The organism is Lacticaseibacillus absianus (genome assembly GCF_013407595.1).
GTDB lineage: Bacteria > Bacillota > Bacilli > Lactobacillales > Lactobacillaceae > Lacticaseibacillus > Lacticaseibacillus absianus.
Window position 1 is genome coordinate 772,126 of record NZ_JABEKX010000002.1, and the last position, 19,893, is coordinate 792,018.

At 59.4% G+C, this 19,893-nt stretch carries 20 protein-coding genes; 5 read left to right on the forward strand and 15 right to left on the reverse strand.

What is annotated here, in order from left to right; translation table 11 throughout:
• Nucleotides 1-19: 19 nt before the first annotated feature.
• On the reverse strand, nt 20-550 hold the full coding sequence (locus HII33_RS08970; RefSeq protein WP_179395462.1) for a TetR/AcrR family transcriptional regulator: 531 nt from the start codon (nt 548-550) through the stop codon (nt 20-22).
• Nucleotides 551-765: 215 nt separating this feature from the next.
• Here HII33_RS08970 and HII33_RS08975 point away from each other — a divergent pair, with 215 nt between their 5' ends.
• Nucleotides 766-1,482, forward strand: coding sequence for a DUF2087 domain-containing protein (locus tag HII33_RS08975; RefSeq protein WP_179395463.1), 717 nt, complete (start codon nt 766-768; stop codon nt 1,480-1,482).
• 204 nt (nt 1,483-1,686) lie between these two features.
• On the opposite strand, the gene HII33_RS08980 is transcribed toward HII33_RS08975, so the two are convergent.
• The gene (locus HII33_RS08980; protein WP_179395464.1) at nt 1,687-2,202 is read right to left on the reverse strand and encodes a GNAT family N-acetyltransferase; all 516 of its coding nucleotides are present in this window, start codon (nt 2,200-2,202) and stop codon (nt 1,687-1,689) included.
• Between the two features lie 83 nt (nt 2,203-2,285).
• On the opposite strand from HII33_RS08980, the gene HII33_RS08985 reads away from it, so the two are divergent.
• Both HII33_RS08985 and HII33_RS08990 read left to right on the forward strand, forming a co-directional pair.
• Complete coding sequence (locus HII33_RS08985; protein WP_179395465.1) at nt 2,286-4,025, forward strand: glycoside hydrolase family 2 protein; 1,740 nt, start codon at nt 2,286-2,288, stop codon at nt 4,023-4,025.
• A 78-nt stretch (nt 4,026-4,103) separates the two neighbouring features.
• Entirely contained in the window at nt 4,104-4,547 is a 444-nt protein-coding gene (locus HII33_RS08990) for a CopY/TcrY family copper transport repressor (protein ID WP_179395466.1), read from the forward strand.
• 61 nt (nt 4,548-4,608) lie between these two features.
• Here the strand turns inward: HII33_RS08990 and HII33_RS08995 are convergent, their stop codons facing one another.
• The 7 genes from HII33_RS08995 to dprA form a co-directional block, all read right to left on the reverse strand.
• Complete coding sequence (locus HII33_RS08995; RefSeq protein WP_179395467.1) at nt 4,609-5,487, reverse strand: aldose 1-epimerase family protein; 879 nt, start codon at nt 5,485-5,487, stop codon at nt 4,609-4,611.
• A 267-nt stretch (nt 5,488-5,754) separates the two neighbouring features.
• Nucleotides 5,755-7,158, reverse strand: coding sequence for an ATP-dependent protease ATPase subunit HslU (hslU, locus tag HII33_RS09000; protein ID WP_179395468.1), 1,404 nt, complete (start codon nt 7,156-7,158; stop codon nt 5,755-5,757).
• A 9-nt stretch (nt 7,159-7,167) separates the two neighbouring features.
• Nucleotides 7,168-7,689: an ATP-dependent protease subunit HslV gene (gene hslV / locus HII33_RS09005; protein WP_179395469.1), complete on the reverse strand. Its 522-nt coding sequence runs from the start codon at nt 7,687-7,689 to the stop codon at nt 7,168-7,170.
• Between the two features lie 95 nt (nt 7,690-7,784).
• Nucleotides 7,785-8,681, reverse strand: a complete 897-nt coding sequence (gene xerC, locus HII33_RS09010; RefSeq protein WP_179395470.1) for a tyrosine recombinase XerC — start codon at nt 8,679-8,681, stop codon at nt 7,785-7,787.
• Between the two features lie 237 nt (nt 8,682-8,918).
• On the reverse strand, nt 8,919-10,214 hold the full coding sequence (gene trmFO / locus HII33_RS09015; RefSeq protein ID WP_179395471.1) for a methylenetetrahydrofolate--tRNA-(uracil(54)-C(5))-methyltransferase (FADH(2)-oxidizing) TrmFO: 1,296 nt from the start codon (nt 10,212-10,214) through the stop codon (nt 8,919-8,921).
• Nucleotides 10,215-10,262: 48 nt separating this feature from the next.
• Nucleotides 10,263-12,344: a type I DNA topoisomerase gene (gene topA, locus HII33_RS09020; protein ID WP_179395472.1), complete on the reverse strand. Its 2,082-nt coding sequence runs from the start codon at nt 12,342-12,344 to the stop codon at nt 10,263-10,265.
• A 97-nt stretch (nt 12,345-12,441) separates the two neighbouring features.
• A complete protein-coding gene (dprA, locus tag HII33_RS09025) occupies nt 12,442-13,296 on the reverse strand; it encodes a DNA-processing protein DprA (RefSeq protein WP_343036855.1) in 855 nt (284 codons plus the stop codon).
• 108 nt (nt 13,297-13,404) lie between these two features.
• Between dprA and ylqF the strand changes: the two genes are divergently transcribed.
• Together ylqF and HII33_RS09035 are read left to right on the forward strand one after the other, a co-directional pair.
• Nucleotides 13,405-14,256 carry a ribosome biogenesis GTPase YlqF gene (ylqF, locus tag HII33_RS09030; RefSeq protein WP_179395473.1) on the forward strand — a complete coding sequence of 284 codons (852 nt, stop codon included), beginning with the start codon at nt 13,405-13,407 and terminating at the stop codon, nt 14,254-14,256.
• On the forward strand, nt 14,240-15,010 hold the full coding sequence (locus HII33_RS09035) for a ribonuclease HII (RefSeq protein ID WP_179395474.1): 771 nt from the start codon (nt 14,240-14,242) through the stop codon (nt 15,008-15,010). The genes ylqF and HII33_RS09035 overlap by 17 nt, the downstream gene beginning before the upstream one ends.
• 204 nt (nt 15,011-15,214) lie before the next feature.
• On the opposite strand, the gene HII33_RS09040 is transcribed toward HII33_RS09035, so the two are convergent.
• Genes HII33_RS09040 through HII33_RS09065 form a run of 6 tightly spaced genes read right to left on the reverse strand, consistent with a single transcriptional unit; the run spans nt 15,215 to nt 19,801 of the window.
• Nucleotides 15,215-16,645 carry a S41 family peptidase gene (locus HII33_RS09040; RefSeq protein WP_246287356.1) on the reverse strand — a complete coding sequence of 477 codons (1,431 nt, stop codon included), beginning with the start codon at nt 16,643-16,645 and terminating at the stop codon, nt 15,215-15,217.
• Entirely contained in the window at nt 16,638-16,880 is a 243-nt protein-coding gene (locus tag HII33_RS09045; protein ID WP_179395475.1) for a YozE family protein, read from the reverse strand. Before HII33_RS09045 ends, HII33_RS09040 begins: the two co-directional genes overlap by 8 nt.
• 2 nt (nt 16,881-16,882) lie before the next feature.
• Nucleotides 16,883-17,398: a peptide-methionine (S)-S-oxide reductase MsrA gene (gene msrA, locus HII33_RS09050; RefSeq protein ID WP_179395476.1), complete on the reverse strand. Its 516-nt coding sequence runs from the start codon at nt 17,396-17,398 to the stop codon at nt 16,883-16,885.
• Between the two features lie 12 nt (nt 17,399-17,410).
• A complete protein-coding gene (locus HII33_RS09055) occupies nt 17,411-18,058 on the reverse strand; it encodes a YpmS family protein (RefSeq protein ID WP_179395477.1) in 648 nt (215 codons plus the stop codon).
• Nucleotides 18,055-18,900 carry an SGNH/GDSL hydrolase family protein gene (locus HII33_RS09060; RefSeq protein WP_179395478.1) on the reverse strand — a complete coding sequence of 282 codons (846 nt, stop codon included), beginning with the start codon at nt 18,898-18,900 and terminating at the stop codon, nt 18,055-18,057. Before HII33_RS09060 ends, HII33_RS09055 begins: the two co-directional genes overlap by 4 nt.
• A gap of 58 nt (nt 18,901-18,958) precedes the next feature.
• Nucleotides 18,959-19,801, reverse strand: a complete 843-nt coding sequence (locus HII33_RS09065) for a DegV family protein (RefSeq protein ID WP_179395479.1) — start codon at nt 19,799-19,801, stop codon at nt 18,959-18,961.
• Nucleotides 19,802-19,893 lie beyond the last annotated feature (92 nt).

Sequence of the window (19,893 nt, forward strand, 5' to 3'; positions counted from 1 at the left end):
CGGTATTGGGAACGACCACTTAGGCCAAGAGTGCACGGATCTCTCGGTCCATCATAGCGACTAAGGCCGCCTCCGGACTCGTCAGTGCACCGGTGAGCCAATCGACCGTTACCCCGACCAATCCGGCGGCGCAGTAACGTGCCGCCAACGGATCAAGGGGGCCGGGCGCGAGTTGGTCAAACAGGTCGACTAATGCGGCCCGGCAAGGTTCAATGAGCCGGTCCAGCTGGCCACTGGCTGCGGCCAAGGCCAAGCGCGGTCGCGCCTCTTCCAGCAGAGCGAGCAGTGCACTGAGCCAGTGCCGATAGCTCCCACCGATCACCTGGACGCGGTCGGGCTGAAGCTGCGCCACGATGTTCGCGGCAACTTGATCCGTGATCGCCGCATCAAGTGCGGCAAGGTCCGAGTAGTGAAGATAGAACGTTCCGCGGCCGATATCAGCCAGCTCAGCGACTGCGGCCACCGTGATCGTGTTTGCGGCTTGCCGCTGGCGCAGCGCGAGGTACGCGGTCTGGATCGCACGGCGAGTCTTCTCAATGCGTCTGTCCATGTGGTACCTCCCTAGATAAGTGACGACTGTTTATTTATAGACATAGGATACCATTTGGCACTTGAACAAGCCAGCGGTTCTGTATTTATTGAACATCGGTTCATTAATGATCACGCGGCCGTTAAATGCCGGTATGAGCGAGATTACCGCCCACCGGGCTTGCACGGCGGGTCGATTCACGATAAAATAAACAAAAACAGGAAAGGTTTACGAATATGCAAACAGATCAATCGATAGCTGACGTAATGAACGGTTTTTCCCGCAATGAAACTGGGTACCGTTGCTTGTACTGTGATTTTGTCGTCGTCCATGAGCAGATCTATCCGGTCGGTGAACAACTACTGACGGCCGCAGGCGCGATCCGCGCGCATGTCACCAGTCACCATCAGGGACCGCTTCAGGCGCTTTTGACGGATCCGTCAGCGCTGGGCGTGAGCGCAGCGCAAGCGAAACTATTGGCCCTGTTGGCTCAGGGATTGAGCGACACCGTGATCAGCCAACGGTTGGGGCTCGCCAGTGCGACGGTGCGCAATCAGCGCTTCAAGCTTCGTACCAAGCAACGTCAGGCTACGCGCTTCCTCGCCGTGATGCAGTTGTTGGCCATTGAAGACGGCACGCTTCTCCCCCACGCAGGCGCCACAATGCTGGATGAGCGTTACGCGATCACACCCGCCGAGCGCGACAAAGTGCTCAAGACGTTCATGACGCCTGACGGCCGCATCGACACTTGGCCGAGCAAGGAGAAGCGCAAGCTGGTCCTCCTAGCGACCTTGGCGCAGATGTTCGATCCGCAAAAAAATTACAGTGAGGCCGCGGTGAACGAGCAGTTGCGGCGCCACGTCGACGATTATGTCACGGTCCGTCGCAATCTGATCGAATACGGATTTTTGGCGCGCACGACCGATGGGCGCACGTACTGGGTCCGGCACTGAACCGCAAATAACCCGCTAAGGGGGTATGACATAACCTCTGGTGGCACGACTATTCCAGAACGTTACGTGCCATAACACAACGCCCTAGCCGTATAAGAGCGATCTCCTGAAAAACCTAAGTTCGGGTTTTTCAGGAGATCGCTCTTATACTCTGGGCTAAAACCGCGTTATGGCACAGCCCCTTGGCGGGTTATTTGGTGGTGATCATCGTGGGCAGTCGTCACGCAGGCAGCCGTATTTCATCGAATCCCAGTAGCGCCCTTGCCAAAAGCGCACCTGACGCAACTGGCCTTCGAGCTGGAACCCGGCGTTAACTGCCGCGTGCATCATGCGCGAGTTGCCAGACCAGGTGGTGAGGCTAAGATGGGGCAAGTCGATACGCGCGAAGAGGGTCTGCGCCCACAGCCGGAGGGCTTGGCTGCCGATCCCATGCCCCCACTGTCCGGAGCGGTACAACACGATCCCGCATTCAAGCCAGCGCCGCAGCGGGCCATCTTCGTAGTAAGCCGTCACGACGCCGATGAGCTGATCGTCGACGATAACACCGGCGATATGGTCAAGCGTCTCAATGGGCGGATGCGCCAAGAACGCCGCCCGGTCTGGTGTGGCGTGATCAAAGTACGGCCCATCCCACTGCTGCCAGGTGCGATCGCCTTCATAGGCTAAGGCATAAAGTGTGGGCATATCGGCGGTCGTCAGCGTTCGGAGTATTGGGGTCATTGCGCGCCTCCTGTCTTTCATTTCTGTAATTGTACTCCAAGTGGAATTGGTCTACCATTCATAAGTAGATGGAGGTGTCTTGTATGAATCAACTTCACACAGCATTCAGCCCAACACTGGCGGACCCATTGCCGGACTATCCGCGGCCGCAACTGGCCCGCCAGGCCTGGACGAACTTGAACGGCCTCTGGGACTACGCAATCACGGCCACGCCAAGCGAGCCTGAGCACTACACAGGGCGAATCCGGGTCCCCTTTTCACCTGAAGCTGCGCTAGCCGGCGTCGAGCGGCAACTCCAGCCGGGAGAGACGCTCTGGTATCACCGGCGCGTCGTGCTACCGGCACATGCGCCAGGCGACCACATCCGCCTACACTTCGGCGCGGTCGATCAATTCTGCCGCGTATTCGTCGACCGCGCGCTGATCGGCGAACACACCGGCGGCTACTGGCCGTTCGACCTCGAGCTACCGACGGACCGGGCCGAGATCGATTTGATCGTTGCGGTGCAAGACCACACCGATCAAGGGAGTGAGGCGTATGGTAAACAGAAACTGGCCCGCGGCGGGATCTGGTACACTGCGCAAAGTGGGATCTGGCAGACCGTGTGGCTAGAGGTCGTCCCTGCGGTCTACGTGACGGCGCTGACGATCACCCCAATGCTGGCAGAGGCCAGTGTCAAGGTCACCGTGGTGTTGAACACCACCGATCGCACACCGATCACGATCCGGGTCCTGGCCGCAGGCGAACCTGTGGCTGCGGTTACGGACACGCGACGAACGCAGACGCTGATCTTGCCCGCCCCGCATCCATGGTCGCCAGCGGATCCGTTCTTGTACGATCTGCGGATCACGGTAGGTGAAGATGAGGTCCGAAGTTACTTTGGTCTGCGCAGTTTTACCCGCGGCAAGGACGCCAAAGGGCACCCAGCTTTTCTACTCAACGGGGAACCAGTGTTCCAATCCGGGTTGCTCGATCAGGGCTACTGGCCGGATGGGCTATACACCGCACCGAGTGACGCCGCCGTGGTCAAGGAGCTTCGGGCGATCCGAGCCCTCGGGTTCAATATGGTGCGAAAGCACATCAAGATCGAGCCATTGCGCTGGTATTATCACTGTGATCGCATCGGGCTGCTGGTCTGGCAAGACCTGCCTTCTGGCGGCGGGCCGTACGACGACACGATCATTCGCAAGCTCCCCTTCGTGGGCGTGACGTTGAATGACCACGACTACAAGCGGCTTGGCCGAAGCGATGCGCGGGGCCGTGCGCACTTCATCCGCGACGCTGATCGAACCGTGCGGCTACTGCAAAACGTGGTCGGTTTGTGCACCTGGGTACCCTTCAACGAAGGCTGGGGGCAGTTTGATTCGGTCCAGTTGGCGGCGCGCATCCGTCAGCACGATCCGACGCGACTGATCGATCATGCGTCCGGCTGGTATGACCAAGGCGGCGGCGACTTCAAGTCTGTCCATCGCTACTACAAGCCGTATCGCGTCCACGCAGATGCCGCCGGTCGGATCCAAGCCCTGACAGAATTCGGGGGCTATTCCCTCGCTGTGCCTGATCATCTCGCGACGGGTACGCCATATGGCTACCGGCACTACCGTACGGCGTCGCAGCTGATGACCGCCTTAGTCAAGCTGTACCGCAAGAAAGTCTTGCAGCAGCTCGGAGCGGGGCTGGCCGTCGCGATCTATACGCAGGTCGCCGATGTCGAAGATGAGGTCAACGGTCTGTGGACATACGACCGGGCGATCCTGAAGGTCGATGCCGACCAACTGCGCGCCCTCAATGCGGAGATCCAGCGGCGCTACGCCCAGCCGTGAGTATCGCCATCTGGTTGACAACCGTAGACGAAGCCAGTAAGCTTACGGTAGGTCAATACTGATCAATGGAGGGATACGATGACGCAACCGGATGCGACGGTGATGACACCGTCAGAGTGGGAATTGATGCGGATCGTTTGGACCAAAGGCACCGCGACCAGCCGTGAGATCATCGACTTGATCCAGCAACGCCGTGATTGGTCTGACTCGACGATCAAGACGTTACTGGCGCGACTGGTCAAAAAAAAGATGTTGACGACGCAAAAAGCCGTGCGCGCATTCACCTACAAACCGGTGGTCGCCGAAAGCACGGCGATGCGCGAGTCCAGCCAGGCGCTCTTCGCGCACCTCTGTGGTATGAAAAAAGGCGGCGTGCTGCTGGACCTGATCCAAACCACCCCCCTGTCGCGCCGCGACATTGAGGCGTTGCAAGCGGTGCTGGCAGCCAAGCAGCTCGATGCCCCCGAGATGGTCCCGTGTGACTGTCTGCCGGACCAATCAGGGTGTGCAACGGCGGATTGACTTGTCACTACAGCCCCAAAGAGCCGCCTACGCCAAATGCGTAAGCGGCTCTTTTTGGGTGTCAGTGAATCGTGATCGTGTAGTGGTGGTCGAAGACTTCACCCGGGGCCAGCGTGTTGATCCCCAGCTTATCTTCAAGTCGCCCTGAGGCGTCGACGGTGTCCGCGATCCCCCACCATGGTTCGATGCAGACGAACTCACCGGTGGTCGGGTACGGGCTCCAGACGCCCATGAACGGGGCATCATCGACGGTCAGCTCAACGCCGCGCGTCGTTTTGTCCGACCGGATCGCGAAGGTGCTCTTGCCGTTGAGCTCAAAGATCACAGCGTCGTGTTTGAAGTAGTCATGGCTTAACTGCAGGTTGGTGTCGGTGGCCGCCAGTGTCCGGTTCTGGTAGTCGATCCCCGCCCCAGCGAGCAACGGGATCTGCACACGGGACTTGCGTGGCGCGAACGCCATGTAGTAATCCGTATAGGTCGTGTCCTCAGTCAGCGGGATGTTGAACCCAGGGTGCCCACCGACGGAAAACAGCAACGGCGCATCTTCTGCTGGATTCTCGACGTGGTAAGTGACCGTGACGGTGTTGTTTTCGAGCTTCACGCGCAGGCCGAACCGAAAGGCAAACGGGAAAAGCGCACGCGATTCTGCGTCATCGGTCAGTAGGAAGTCGACTTGTGTGGCGCTTTGTGCGCTGACGGTGAACTCGCGGTCGCGCGCAAACCCGTGCTGCGTCATGTGATACGTCTGCCCTTGGTACGTGTAGGTGTCATCCTTCAGTGCACCGACGATCGGGAACAGCACTGGGGCGTGACGCTTCCAAATGCTCGGGTCAGCCTGCCAGATGTATTCCTGGTTCGTATGGTGATCGCGGATGCTCGTGATCTCCGCCCCGTGCTCCGCCACGGTGACGGTCAAGAAGTCATTGTGTAAGGTTACCATGATAGTCTCTTCCTCGTTCTCAAGATTGGTATCGACCAATTCACTGGTCAGTGCTTCTCATTTATACCATGACAGCGCTTTTCGTTCAAGTCTGAGCGCTGAACTTCGGACGTCACCACGGCCGGCACAGGGCCCAAGCGCAACCTGGCCCCTGGCCCGCGATCTGACCCGGGCGCGCGGTCTCGGGGGCAAGGTCTGGCCCTGCCCGCGGCCTCTGCCAGGCGGCTGATCACGACCAAACGCAAGTGTGGTCGGACTGCCAGGCGATCACAGGATATAACGCGTCATGTCTTTGTCCGCGGCGATGTTGCCGACCTTACTGGTAACGTACTCCTCGGTGATCATGATGTCACCCATCTGCATGTCCGGCCCTTCGTAAAGGACGTCCTCGAGCAGCTTCTCGAGGATAGTGGCCAACCGGCGCGCTCCGATGTTGTCTGTATCGTGGTTGACGCGGATGGCAATCGTCGCGATCGCGTCGATTGCCTCTTGTGTGAACGTCAGCTTGACGCCGTCAGTCTTGATAAGCGCGATGTATTGCTTGACCAGCGCGTTGTCCGGCTCTGTGAGGATGCGAACGAAGTCGTCATGCGTGAGATCCTTGAGCTCCACGCGGATCGGGAAGCGCCCTTGCAACTCTGCGATCAGATCCGACGGCTTGGCCGTGGCGAACGCCCCAGAGCCGATGAACAAGACGTGGTCAGTATTCAGCGGCCCGTATTTGGTCGAGACTTGCGACCCTTCTACGATCGGCAGGATGTCACGCTGCACGCCTTCGCGGGAGACTTCGCCAGAATTACGCTTATCCCCGGCCGCGATCTTGTCGATCTCATCGATGAAGATGATCCCGTTGTTCTCCGCGGCCTGGATCGCATCGTGGTAGATGTCTGCGTGGTTGACTAGCTTGTCACTTTCTTCGCGGATGAAGACCTCGCGCGCCTCTTTGACCGTCATCGTCCGGTCGACTTTCTTCTTCGGCATCATCGCCCCCAGCGTCTCGCTCAGGTCGATCCCCATCTGGCCGTACATGTCATTACCGCCGTTGGGTTTTTTCTCGTCGGTGATGCTGACGGTGAGTTCGCGGTCTTCCAGGAGGCCGTGTTCGAGTTGCTCTGCGACGCTCAGCCGCTGGTTGCGGATCTCGTCGGTCAGCTCCTCTTGTGGTTGCTGGTCTGGCACCCCGTCGCCGTTCTGAAGGCCCTGTAGCATGCTCATCATGTCGGCCATCGGGTTAGACGACTTTTTGGCCTTCTTGAGGGCGGGAACGAGCAGGCGGACAAGTCGCTTATTCGCTTCCCGCTCTGCACGGCCGCGCACGTTGGCAAACGCACGGGCCTCTGCCATTGAGACCGCGACGTCGGCTAGGTCGCGCACCATCGACTCGACGTCGCGACCGACATAGCCGACCTCGGTGAATTTGGTCGCCTCGACCTTGACGAACGGAGCGTTGACGATCTTCGCGAGCCGACGGGCGATCTCGGTTTTGCCGACCCCGGTCGGTCCAATCATCAGCAAGTTCTTCGGGGTGATATCTTGTTGGAGCTTGTCTGGTAGCTGCATGCGTCGGTAGCGGTTGTACAGCGCCACCGCAACGGCACGCTTGGCGTCACTTTGACCGATCACATACTGGTCCAGGGCTTCAACGATCTGTTTTGGGGTTTTTACGCTCATATTGGCCTCCTAGAAGGACTCCACAATGATGTTGTGGTTGGTGAAAATATCGATCGAACCCGCGATGTCGATCGCGGCCCGGGCGATATCCGCAGCTGGCATCTCGGTGTGTTGGATCATCGCCATCGCGGCAGCTTGGGCATAGTTGCCCCCAGAGCCGATCGCCACGACGTCATCGTCCGGATCGATCACTTCACCCGATCCGGAGACGAGTAGCAAGTCGTGTTGGTCCATCACGATCATCATCGCTTCAAGTTTCTGCAGGGTGGGATCTTTGCGCCAGTCCTGCGCCAGCGCCACCGCGGCGCGGCGCAGGTTGCCGGCGTGATTCTCTAACTTTTTTTCGAACCATTCTTCCAGGGTGAACGCGTCTGCGACGCCACCGGCGAACCCGATCACGACCTGGCCACCATAGATGCGCCGGACCTTGTGTGCGTTGCCCTTCATGATCACCTTTTCGCCCAAGGTGACTTGACCGTCACCGGCAATGGCGGTATGGCCGTTCTTGCGTACTGCTGCAATTGTTGTCATCGTTACACTCCTTCATGCCCGTCGCGAGACGACAAGGCGTCATGTCCTAGTTTCAGTGTAAAGGGTTTGATTGGTCAAAACATCAGACTTTCGCCCTAATTGTGCTTGGGGAAGTACTTCATGTAGTCAGCCTTGAGGTGTTCCGTCGTCATGTGCGTGTAGATCTGGGTCGTCGACAGGCTCGCGTGCCCCAAAAGCTCCTGCACCGTGCGCAAGTCTGCGCCGTGGTCGAGCATGTGCGTCGCGAAGCTGTGGCGCAGCATGTGCGGATGGATCCCGCCGGTCAGGCTCGTGCGCTTCACCAGCTGATCGAGGATGTACTCAATGCCGCGCGCGGTGATCGGACGACCGTGTTGATTGACAAAGACGCGCTCGTGGCGCTGATCCAGCTTCGCCATCAGCGTGATGCGCCCGTCGTCCAGGTAGCGGTGCAGGGCCGTTGCCGCATACCGCCCGAATGGGACATAGCGATCCTTGTTACCCTTCCCGTGGACGAGCAGGAGCCCAAGCTCAAAATCGATCTGCGGTAACGTGAGATTCGCGCACTCGCTGACTCGGATCCCGGTGCCGTATAGCACTTCCAGGAGTGCCGAGTTGCGTTGATCTAACGGTGTCGGCCCGTCGACGACCGCGAACAGTTCCTGGATCTCCGCTTCGTAGAAGAAGCTCGGCAAGTGATTGTGGCTCTTGCGGGTCTCGACGACCTCGAAGGGGTCGACCTTGGCTTCACCCACTCGGATCAAGTAGCGGTAGAAGCTCCGCAAACTGGAGAGTTTGCGGGCGACCGAGCTTCGCGCAAGCGCACGCGCGGACAGACTCGCGAGGTAGGTCTGAACGTCCAGGCGGTCGACTGCCCCAAAGCTGGAGAAGCCGCCGTTGTCCTGGAGGAACTGACGAAACGCATTGAGGTCCTCCGCGTAGGCTTTCTTGGTCTCTGCAGAGTAATGGCGCTCAACAAGCAGGTACTGACAGAATTCTTGGATCTGATCCATCTTCTCACCTCCCTAACACCGTAACACAGCGCGCAGGCGCCGACAATCACGCGACTCGCGCAGAAGCATTTTTATGCCGACGGGTGCTAGGCTGATGGCTTACCTGCGAGATAACCCGCAAGGCCTGGGTGGCCATGCACGCCGGCAGCGAAGAAAGCGGCCTTTTGGTCCGTCACGCTATTGGACTAGTGTACACAAACAAGGGACCGTGACAAAAGTCAAGGTCCCTTGCTATGCTCAGCCCATGAAGGTTGCTAGGTCCGCCAAAGCACGGTCGCTCAGCGCCTGCGCGCGCTCGCGCTTATCGCGGATCCGGGTTGGCAGGCTGGGCATGATGCCGAAGTTTGCGTTCATCGGCTGAAAGTGTTTGGCGCTGGTATGCGTAATATAGTGGGCCATCGATCCCAAAGCGGTGGTCTCCGGGAAGGTCAGCAACGGTTGGCCCAGGGCCAGTCGCGCCGCGTTGCGGCCAGCGATCAGGCCACTCCCCGCTGATTCGACATAGCCTTCGACCCCGGTCATCTGACCGGCGAAGAACAAACCAGCCCGCTTGCGACTTTCGTACGTGTCCGCCAAGACCGCCGGTGAGTTCATGTAGGTGTTGCGGTGCATCACCCCATAGCGCACGATCTCCGCGTTTTGGAGCCCTGGGATCAGTCGAAAGACGCGCTTTTGCTCGCCCCACTTCAGGTGCGTCTGGAACCCAACGATGTTGTAAAGGCTGGCCGCGGCGTTATCCTGCCGCAGTTGGACGACCGCGTACGGGTCCCGCCCAGTGCGTGGGTCTGCCAAGCCGACTGGCTTCAGTGGCCCGAACAGCATCGTGCGTGGCCCCCGCTTCGCCATCACTTCGATGGGCATACAGCCTTCGAAGACGTCGAGTTTTTCAAACCCGTGCCCTGTCGCGACCTCGGCAGTGACCAGGGCTTGCTGGAACGTCTCGAACTCTTCGCGGGTCATCGGGCAGTTCAGGTAGGCGGCCTCGCCGCGATCGTAACGCGATTTTTTGTAGACGATCTTGTCGTCGATCGAGTTGGCGTCTAAGATCGGGGCTGCTGCATCAAAGAAGTGCAACCCATCTGTCCCATTCAGGGCCACGATCTGCTGCGCTAACGCGTCAGCGGTCAACGGACCGGTCGCCACCACCGTGATCCCCGCTGGAAAATCGTGTAGTTCCTCATTGATCACGGTGATCCGTGGGTGCTGACGCAACTTAGCGGTGACTAGCTGGGAGAATGGCTCTCGGTCGACCGCCAGCGCACCACCAGCGGGAACTGCGGTCGCATCAGCGCTGGCCATGATCACGGAGTCCAGCCGGCGCATCTCCTCTTTGAGCAAGCCGACCGCATTGGTCAGGCCGTTCGCGCGCAAGGAATTCGTACAGACCAGCTCCGCAAAGTTCGCGGTGTGATGCGCCGGGGTCGTCGCGACCGGCCGCATCTCGTACAGGTTCACGTCGACCCCGGCATTAGCGATCTGCCAAGCCGCTTCACTGCCGGCCAGTCCGGCACCGATCACGTTGACTGTTGGCATAAGTTCCTCCTGTGCCCGCTAGACCGCAGCCGCGATCTGACCGGACGGTTATTTTTGCACGGCTTCCTTGTAGTCGTTGTTCGGGCAGACCACTTGGCGTCCGCCACGCGACTTCTTCTCGATCAGGTAGTGGCCACAGATCGGGCAATCGCGGCCGACCGGCTTATCCCACGAGACGAAGTCACAGGCAGGGTAGCGGTCACAGCCGTAGAAGATGCGGTTGCGCTTGGACTTGCGCTCGACGATCTGACCCTGGCCACACTTCGGACAGATCACCCCGATCTCCTTGACGATCGCCTTGGTGTTGCGGCAATCCGGGAAGCGTGAGCAGGCGTAGAACTTGCCGAAGCGGCCAAGCTTGATCACCATCGGCGCGCCGCAGATGTCGCAGTCGAAGCCCGCGGGTTCGTCCTTGATCTGGACCTTCTCGATCCCTTCTTCAGCGTGGGCGAGTTCTTGCTTGAACGGTTGGTAGAACTGGTCGATGACCTTGACCCATTCCGTCTCTCCGGTTTCGATGCTATCGAGCTCAGATTCGACATTCGCGGTGAACTTGATGTTGACGATGTCCGGGAAGAATTCGTTGATCAGGTCGTTGACGATCTCCCCGAGCTCAGTCGGCTCGAATCGCTTGGCCGTGATCTTGACGTAGTAGCGCTTCTTGATCGTCTCGATCGTCGGCGCGTAAGTACTTGGGCGACCGACACCGTTTTCTTCCAGCGCCTTGACCAGGTTCGCTTCGGAGAAGCGCGCCGGTGGCTGGGTGAAATGCTGGGCCGGATCGGTCTTGACCAAGGTCACCTGATCGCCGATCGCGAGTTCTGGGAGCAGATTGTCCTTCGTGTCAGCATCACGGCTTGAGACGTACAGCTTCGTGAACCCTTCAAACTTCGTCTGGCTACCGTTGGCCCGGAAAGTCGCTGCGCCTTGCGTGATCGTGACCTGTACGGTATCGACCACCGCCGGCGTCATCTCACTGGCCACGAAGCGGCTCCAGATCAAGCGGTAGAGCTTCATCTGGTCCTTGTCGAGCACCGCCTCGAGGCTCTTCGGCGTCCGGTTCGTGCTAGTCGGCCGGATCGCCTCATGGGCGTCTTGCGCCCCTTCCTGCAGCTTGCCCTGGCGGATCTTGACCGCGGCGTAGGCTTCGCCATAAACGTCGTGGATGAACTGACTGGTTTCTTCCTTGGCGACAGACGAAATCCGCGTCGAGTCGGTTCGCATGTATGTGATCAACCCGGTCGTGCCGAGCTTACCGCCAAGGTTGATCCCTTCGTAGAGCTGTTGCGCCAACATCATGGTCTTACGGGCCGGGAAGCCGAGCTTACGGTTGGCTTCCTGCTGCAGTGAGCTGGTCGTGAACGGTGGTGACGGGAAGCGTTTGCGCTCTTTCTTGACGACGTTCGTCACATCGAACGGCTGCTTCTTGTCGACCTCACGCAGGACCGCTTGCACTGCATCGTTGTTCGGCAGGGCCGTCTTCTTGCCATTCAGACCGTAAAAACTGGCTGCAAACTTCTTGCTGGTCCCCTTCTTGAACTCGGCATCCAAGCTCCAGTACTCCTCGGGCTTGAAGGCGCGGATCTCGTTTTCACGGTCGATGATCAGCTTCAGCGCGACGGACTGCACACGCCCGGCGCTCAGCCCTTTTTTGACCTTCTTCCACAGAAGCGGGCTGATCGAATAGCCAACCAGTCGATCCAATACGCGCCGTGCCTGTTGTGCATCGACCAGATTCATATCGATACTTCGCGGCGTCTTGAACGCGTTTTTGACGGCATCTTTCGTGATCTCATTGAAGACCACGCGGTTCTTGCCGGCGGGGTCGAGGTCTAGGATGTGGCTGACGTGCCACGCAATTGCTTCCCCTTCACGGTCCGGGTCAGCGGCGAGGTAGATGTGGTCAGCCTTCTTGGCGGCCTTCTTAAGGTCCTTGATCACATCCCCCTTACCGCGGATGGAGATGTATTTTGGCTCGTAATTATGTTCGACGTCGACACCCATCTGACTTTTGGGTAAGTCCCGGATGTGCCCCAAAGACGCCACCACTTTGTAGTTGCGACCTAGGTATTTTTCGATCGTCTTGGCTTTTGCTGGCGATTCCACAATGACCAAATTCTTGGCGGTCATGGGCGCCCTCCTTTCACTGAGCAGATAGCTCAAAAACACAAGCTATCATATCTATCGTTGGAACCTTTGTCAATTCCTACTATATAAATATGCATGCTCAGTGATAAAAACGCAACTCTTCTGCAATATCTGCACTTCGCTGGACCAGTTTGGCCCCCGCTTGGATCAGGGCGTTCGTCCCAACGCCCAGCGGCGCATCGAGCTGGTTGGGGACCGCGAAGACCTCCCGCCCGTTCTGGAGGGCAAAGTTAGCCGTGATCAGGCTCCCGCTGTGCGCCGCGGCCTCGGTCACCAGCACCCCATGCACCAGACCCGCAATGATCCGGTTTCGGGCAACAAAGCGAAACGGCTGTGGCGTGACGCCTGGTGGATATTCGCTCAGCAACAGCCCCACTTGCCCGATGCGGGCTTGAAGTTCGACGTTGCGCGCGGGGTAGACCTGGTCGAGGCCGTTGGCCAACACCGCGATCGTTGGCCACTCACGACTGAGCGCATACTGATGCGCGAAGGTGTCGGCCCCAGCCGCCAGCCCGCTGACGATCACCAGCGCCGGCAGGTCCCGCCCCAAGCTGATCAGGGCCTCGCGTGTGTAACGACTCGCCTGACGCGCGCCGACCACCGCGAGAGCCAGGCGCTCTAAGAGTCCCAACCGCCCCGCGAAAAACAGGACCAGCGGCGGCTGACTGCTTTCTTGGAGCCGAAGCGGGTACTGCGGGTCGAGTCGCGTCAAGACCGGCTGACGACGGTAGAGCTGGTGCGCCGTGTGACGCCACTCTGGGTCGGTCCAGGCGATCTGAAGCGGCGCGACGCCGGGCCAATCCGCCAGCTGGCTGGCATCGTCATCAGGACCCAGCTGGCGCGCCACGATGATTTGCCACAGGGTCGCCTCGGTCTCCCAGGCTTTGGTGTGCATCAACAGGTGCCAATGCACCAGCAACTCACGGATCTTCATCACGCCATCCCCCCATTTGAAAAAGATTACGCTGATCGTCCGGCTTTTACAGGCGGGCCCCAAAACTGGTACAATGGCTGGTGGTAAAACAACGAAAGAGGTATCCACATGGCACAAATTCAATGGTTCCCCGGTCACATGGCCAAGGCCCGCAATCAAGTTCAAGAAAAGCTGAAGCTCGTCGACCTTGTGCTCGAAGTCGTCGATGCGCGAGTTCCTGAAGCCAGCCGTAATCCGATGATGAACGAGATCGTCGGCCAGAAGCCGCGCATCATGGTGCTCAACAAGAAGGACCTAGCCGATCCGGTCAAGACGGCGCTGTGGCTGGATCACTATCGAAGCTTGGGTTACGAGGCGCTCGCTATCGACGCCCAGCACGCCAAGCGTCTGGCGCAGATCCCCCAGCTGGCCCAGAAGCTGATGGCGGCCAAGCTCGCCAAGCAAAAAGCCCGCGGCATCCGCAACCCGAGCCTGCGGGCAATGTGCATCGGGATCCCGAACGTGGGCAAGTCCACGGTGCTGAATCGTCTGATCAAAAAGAATATTGCCGTCACCGGGAACCGCCCTGGGGTGACGAAGAATCAGCAATGGCTCAAGGCAGATGACACCCTGCAACTGCTGGACACCCCGGGGATCTTGTGGCCGAAGTTCGATGACGAGACGATCGGCATGAAGCTGGCGCTGACCGGGGCGATCGCAGACTCGGTCTTTCAAGAGGACACAGTCGGTCTGTACGGGCTTCGATTCTTTCAAGCCGAGGCCCCGGCCAAGTTGCGCTTCCTTTACCATCTCAACGCGGATGAGGTCGCGTTACCCGCACACGAGCTGATGGTCGTGCTGGCGGGTAAGATGGGCTTTGGGGACAATTACAACCGGGCAGCTGAGCGGCTCATTTTCGATGCACGCCAAGGCAAGCTTGGCCCGTTCACGCTCGAGGTGCCCGATGACCACGCTGAGTGAGTTCAAGGTGTTGTTGGCCCAGCCAGTCGTCGCTGAGGCGACGCTGACCGCACTTCGCGCCGACACGCGGATCGGGGCACAACGCTTGCTCGCACAATACGAGCGCCACCAGGCCGCAGCTGCGGCTTCGGCATTGGCGTTGCAGTACCGCAGTCGCTATGAGCGTGAGTTGTGGCCCCGGTATCCACACATTGCAGGGATCGACGAGGTGGGCCGCGGACCGTTGGCCGGGCCAGTCGTCACGGCGGCGGTGATCCTACCGCATGATTTTGCGCTACCGGTCAACGACTCCAAGCAGCTGACCGCGCATGCGCGCACCTTACTGTTCCCTCAGATCGTCTCACAAGCCGTTGCCGTCAGCCTCGGGGTGGCCGACGCCCAGATGATCGATCGCGAGAATATCTACCACGCGACCGAGCTGGCAATGGCCACAGCCGTGCAGCACCTCCGTGTTCGCCCGGACTATCTGCTTGTCGATGCGATGACCGTCCCCGTCCCGCTCCCGCAACGCAAGCTGATCAAGGGCGATGCGAATAGCCTATCGATTGCGGCGGCGAGCATCGTGGCCAAGGTGGTCCGTGATCGGCTGATGGTGATGTATGATCAGATCTACCCGGGGTACGACCTGTGTGACAACATGGGTTACGGGACGGCCCGCCACTTGGCGGGCCTCGATGCCCTCGGGATCACACCGATCCACCGCCTCAGCTTCAGCCCCGTACGAGAAGCGGCGACCCGCGCAGGTCAGCACTAAGCCAAGTGGCCTCGTCGAGGTGGATGTGACAGACCATGCGAAACGACCCATCAAGCCGGTCGTGTCCCCCGTTGTCGACGACGGCTGCCGCCCTCACGTCCCGGGAGTCGGGCTCCATTCGACCAGCATGTCCTTTTGGCGCAACCCGAACTCAAAAAGATGGCCCGAGTCAGTGATCGATCACTGACTCGGGCCATCTGCTGTTTAGTGGTGTGCGGCTTTGACCGCCTGTATCATCATCGGATCATCGTGCTGGAACTTCTGGGCCAGCTGGCCCTCGATCGCACTGATCGTGGCCGTATCGGCCGTACCACTCGTCGTCAACTTGTACTGCGCCTGAAAAGCTTTCACCGCTGCGGCGGTCGTCGGTCCGTAGTAGCCATTCGTGGCCTGCGGATCGAACCCGAGGGCGACCAGCATCTGCTGAAGCGCCCGCACATTACCGCTTTCATCGCCCAGCTTGAGGCTAGTCACGCTGACCGCTGCGATCTTCGCGTAGTCGGGATAGTCGACCTTGATCGTCGGGGTCAAGCCCTTCTTGTGGATCCAGGTCCCATTAGGCGTCAGCCACCGGGCGACCGTCAACTTGACTTCGGCCGTCTTCGACAGACTCGCGATGTTCTGGACGGTCCCCTTGCCGAAGCTCTTGGTCCCCACTAGCGGGGCGTGCCGGTCCTGCGCCAGCGCGCCGGCCAGGATCTCACTGGCACTAGCAGAGTCGCCATCGATCAAGACGGCCAGCGGTTCGGTCACCTTGAAACCGTTGTCGTACTGCTTGCTGGCCGTGTAGACTTCTTGGTGCTTCGCGCGGTCCTCGATCTTGACGATCGTCTGCCCGTCCTTGAGGCACATCGACCCGATCTCAAGCGCGGTCTCCAGCATTCCACCGGGGTTGCCGCGGAGATCGAGTACGAAGGCCTTGGCGCCTTGCTTGCGCAACGCCTTGACGGTGGCCTTGAACTGCGAGGCCGTCGGCTCAGAGAAGGTGGCCATCGTGATGACCCCCACTTTAGCATCAGTGGGACTCAGGGCCCCGGTGACCGTATCAGTGGTGATCTTGGCGCGCGTCATCGTCGCAGTCACCGTTTTGCCATCACGCAAGACGGCCACTTTGACGCTGGTGCCGATCTTGCCACGAATCTTGGCGACCGCGCTGGTCACATCGAGCTTCTCGACCGACTGTCCGTTGACGGACAGGAGCTGATCGCCGACCTTGAGCCCCGCTTTTTTGGCCGGGGTGTCTGGCATGATGCTCGCGATCGTCAGCTTATTCGCACCTTGCTCGATCGTGGCGCCGATCCCGCCGAAGCTGGCCGAGATGGTACTATCCAGATCGTTTTTAGCAGTGTCTTGCAGGTAAGTCGAATACGGATCGCCGAGGCTATCTAGCATCCCGGCGATCGCGCCGTCGGCCAGCTTGGTCGCGCTGGTCGATTCATAGTAGTTCTTGCGGATCACACTGTAGGTCGCCAGCACCTTATCGAAAGACTGGGGCACACCGGTGGGGGTCCCGCTTGTGGCTTGACGGGCAGAATCGACGGTCCCCCGCGTCGCGTAACCGAGGGCCCCGCCACCGATCAGTGCAACGCTCATCCCGGTCGCCATCACCCAGATCGGCACTCGAAGTTTAGCCATGTTGTGGACCTCCTACGTGTTCGTGTGCTTGATACAGCGCGAACGCCTCGTCGAAGATGCTCATCGACGGGAGGTAGTTGCCGTTCAATTCCAAGTAGTTGCTGAGGGCCTCGAAGTCGTCTTCTTGTTTGGGGAAGCCGTGATCGAGGAAGGCGTTTTGCGCAAAGTTAGCCACTTCCCCGTGGTCATTGGGGTTGCGCAGGGTCATCAAGAACTGATAAAAAGACTGTCGCATGCTTACTCCTTCCAGTGTGCGTCAAGAAACGCCTGACGTTGGGCGTGCTCCGCCGCATACCGGCGCGGATTTTTCGCGTAGAATTGCTGGTGCTCGGGCTCTGCCGGGTAGAAGGGCTGGGCGTCTTCGATCGTCGTGACGATCGGATCCTGGAACATCCCGCTTGCCGCCAAGGCGGCCTTAGACGCTTCGGCTGTCGCGCGCTGGGCCGGTGAGTTGACGAAGATCACTGGCCGGTAGTTATCGCCGCGGTCTTGGAACTGCCCCATTGCGTCTGTCGGATCGGTCTGCTGCCAGTAGCACTCGACCAGTCGCGCATAGCTGATCACAGTCGGATCGAAGGTGATCTTCACGGCCTCGGTGTGCCCCGTTTCGTGTTGCTTGACTTGCGCGTAGGTTGGATCAGGCACGTGGCCCCCTGTGTAGCCGGAAACCACGTTTTGGATCCCCGGTTGGGTCTCGAATGGCTGCACCATGCACCAAAAGCACCCACCTGCAAAAATTGCCGTCTCAGACATTGGTCATCCCCCTCACTTAGACTGCGTCGGTAGGAACACCGACAAGTCGATCTGGTCGTTCGGCAGATCGATCTTATTGGCCTGGATCTTCATCCCGTTAGCTAGCGCGAATTTGCTCAATTCTATCACAATGGTCTCCTTCTTACTATTCAGGCTGACCCAGTCTGGTAGCTTGAAGGTGCGCCCGGCGTAGCTCATCACGTAGCTGATCGGGACGGGCAGACTGCCAACGTTCAGGCTCCGCGCCTTCAATTCGACATCGCCGTTAGACCGGACCAGTGGATCGAACAGGAGCTCGAAGTGGATGGTCGCCCCGAAGAACTTGAAGTCGCCGCCGAGCACCGCCTGGTCGGCGACGGTCAGGCTGTATTTCACCTGACTGCCTTTTTGAAAATCATTCAGATAATAGGTCACGATCCGGTTGACCTGGCGCTTAGTCAATGAGACGGTCAGTGCCGGGTCGCTGCTCGTCGCAGGCGTCGAGCGGCTGATCGGCGTCTGGTAAGGCGTCACGACCTTGGTCACGAACCAGATGCCGCTGCCCAGGATCAGGCCGATCAGCGTCAAGGCGATGAGTTGCCACCAGTTGATGTGGCGTGAGGCCGTGGGCCGGGTGGGCGCCAGCTGCCCTTGCTGTTGTCGATGTTCTGCGCGTTTCATGGTTTTTCCCACGCTTTCTGACTGGATTGCATCACGGCCCACAGTTGCGAAGTCATCTTCGCGTAGCCCGCATTATTGGGGTGAAAATGGTCTTGGGTGAAGATCAGCGGATTACCACCGGCAAGCGCCTTTTTCAGGCTGCTCTTAGTCGCCTTGTCGGTCTGCGTGGCGCCGCCCTTCGTCAGCACTGCGTCGATGTCGACGTAATAGGCGTCGGTGACCTTCGCCAGCGTCTTTTTCGTTGCGGCGTTCCACTGGGTGACGCTGTCGGTCATCGCGGTCAGCTGTGGGAAATAGACGTAAAAGGGGTTGTAGATCCCGAACACATAGATCGGCGCCGTCGGGTTCATCGCGCGCAGCGTGCCGATCAGGGTCGCCAGCCGCTTCTGGAAGGCCGCATTCCCCTCGGCGACGTCCTGCTTGGTGATGTCGAGGAAGTGGTCCTGCAGCACATGCATCAGGTCATTGCCGCCGACGGTGACCGTCAAGATATCTGCGGTCTTGACCGATGCGCGCAGCTTCGACTGCTGATCGACGCGCTTTTGGATCTGCGTCGAGGTATCGCCAGTTACGCCGTAGTTCTGTGTCGTGACCGTGTAGTCGCCGCTCCGCTCAAGATCGGTCTTGATCAGCGCGACATAACCGCCGCTGTTGGTCTCGTCTCCGACCCCATGTGTCAGGGAGTCGCCGATCGCGGTCAGCTGGAGGGGCCGCACCGACTTGGTCTGGCCGCTGAGGTGGTGTGTGGTCGGCTCAGGCCCGAAAAGCTGCCAGCCGCCAAACGTGAGTACCGCCACGACCGCGACATACAGCACGCGGCGGCCAATCGTCGCCCATTTCATCTGATTGCCCCCTTTGGATAGAAAAAGGCAGGGTCACCCCTGCCCGTTAGTCTCTATTCTAATCCACATACCACGTAATCGCAAAGGCCCCTTCACCGGTGTGTGTCGCGATCACCGGATCGGTCGGCCGAAACATCAGCGGGACATTCGGCAACGCAGCGCGGATCTTGTCTGCCACCCCGGTCGCCAGTTCAAGTCCACCGGCGTAGGAGACGCCAATCGCCTGAATGTTCTCGAGCGCCTTCATCTTCTCGACGGTCTCGTCGACGAAGCGGTGGATCGTCTTCATCCCGCGGCCTTTTTGACGTGCGACCAGCTCACCGCCAGTGACTTCGAGCGTCACCTTGATGTTGAGCAGCGTGGAGATCATCCCGGACACCCGGCTGAGCCGCCCGCCTTTGACCAAGTTGTCTAGGTTCGACACGCCCAGCACCAGCTTCGTGTTGGCACGGATCTCCGCGAGTCGGGCAACGATCTCATCGACGGTGTGGCCGGCCTGGATCATTTTGGCCGCTTCGATCACCTGAAAGGCCATCGAGCGATCGGTGAAGTCCGAATCGATCACGGTCACCTTACCGTGCGCCAGCTCGGCGGCTTGGCGTGCAGAGTTGACCGTGCCTGAGATCGCCTCCAGCATGTGGATGGCCAAGACCTCGCTGCCGTCTTCCGTCAGCGCATCGAACATATCGAGAAACGTGCCGATCGCCGGCTGAGAGGTCTTCGGTAGCGCGGTCGCTGCCGCCATCTTGGCCATGAACTCTTCTCGGGTGATCGTCTCGCCGTCGACGTAGACGGTGCTGTCGATCATGATCGTCAGCGGGATCACATGCACGTCATACTGGTCGAGCTCTTCTGGGGTCATCTGGATCGATGAGTCGGTCACAAGTTTGATTTTGGTCATTTCTCTGCCACGCTTTCTTTGTAGATGTCCTTCGGCACCCTTCAATTATAGCAAAACCGGCAGGGTTTGTCAGTATCACTTTATTTAGTTTT

Excerpts from the sequence above, each read along its gene's own strand:
- HII33_RS08975 (WP_179395463.1), top strand. The coding sequence starts at position 766 with ATGCAAACAGATCAATCGATAGCTGACGTAATGAACGGTTTTTCCCGC.
- HII33_RS09045 (WP_179395475.1), bottom strand. The coding sequence starts at position 16,880 with ATGCGACAGTCTTTTTATCAGTTCTTGATGACCCTGCGCAACCCCAAT.
- topA (WP_179395472.1), bottom strand. The coding sequence starts at position 12,344 with ATGACCGCCAAGAATTTGGTCATTGTGGAATCGCCAGCAAAAGCCAAG.
- HII33_RS08995 (WP_179395467.1), bottom strand. The coding sequence starts at position 5,487 with ATGGTAACCTTACACAATGACTTCTTGACCGTCACCGTGGCGGAGCAC.
- HII33_RS09040 (WP_246287356.1), bottom strand. The coding sequence starts at position 16,645 with ATGGCTAAACTTCGAGTGCCGATCTGGGTGATGGCGACCGGGATGAGC.
- HII33_RS08980 (WP_179395464.1), bottom strand. The coding sequence starts at position 2,202 with ATGACCCCAATACTCCGAACGCTGACGACCGCCGATATGCCCACACTT.
- HII33_RS09055 (WP_179395477.1), bottom strand. The coding sequence starts at position 18,058 with ATGAAACGCGCAGAACATCGACAACAGCAAGGGCAGCTGGCGCCCACC.
- xerC (WP_179395470.1), bottom strand. The coding sequence starts at position 8,681 with ATGGATCAGATCCAAGAATTCTGTCAGTACCTGCTTGTTGAGCGCCAT.
- HII33_RS08985 (WP_179395465.1), top strand. The coding sequence starts at position 2,286 with ATGAATCAACTTCACACAGCATTCAGCCCAACACTGGCGGACCCATTG.
- msrA (WP_179395476.1), bottom strand. The coding sequence starts at position 17,398 with ATGTCTGAGACGGCAATTTTTGCAGGTGGGTGCTTTTGGTGCATGGTG.
- dprA (WP_343036855.1), bottom strand. The coding sequence starts at position 13,296 with ATGAAGATCCGTGAGTTGCTGGTGCATTGGCACCTGTTGATGCACACC.
- HII33_RS09035 (WP_179395474.1), top strand. The coding sequence starts at position 14,240 with ATGACCACGCTGAGTGAGTTCAAGGTGTTGTTGGCCCAGCCAGTCGTC.
- HII33_RS08990 (WP_179395466.1), top strand. The coding sequence starts at position 4,104 with ATGACGCAACCGGATGCGACGGTGATGACACCGTCAGAGTGGGAATTG.
- hslU (WP_179395468.1), bottom strand. The coding sequence starts at position 7,158 with ATGAGCGTAAAAACCCCAAAACAGATCGTTGAAGCCCTGGACCAGTAT.
- HII33_RS09060 (WP_179395478.1), bottom strand. The coding sequence starts at position 18,900 with ATGAAATGGGCGACGATTGGCCGCCGCGTGCTGTATGTCGCGGTCGTG.
- hslV (WP_179395469.1), bottom strand. The coding sequence starts at position 7,689 with ATGACAACAATTGCAGCAGTACGCAAGAACGGCCATACCGCCATTGCC.
- trmFO (WP_179395471.1), bottom strand. The coding sequence starts at position 10,214 with ATGCCAACAGTCAACGTGATCGGTGCCGGACTGGCCGGCAGTGAAGCG.
- ylqF (WP_179395473.1), top strand. The coding sequence starts at position 13,405 with ATGGCACAAATTCAATGGTTCCCCGGTCACATGGCCAAGGCCCGCAAT.
- HII33_RS08970 (WP_179395462.1), bottom strand. The coding sequence starts at position 550 with ATGGACAGACGCATTGAGAAGACTCGCCGTGCGATCCAGACCGCGTAC.
- HII33_RS09065 (WP_179395479.1), bottom strand. The coding sequence starts at position 19,801 with ATGACCAAAATCAAACTTGTGACCGACTCATCGATCCAGATGACCCCA.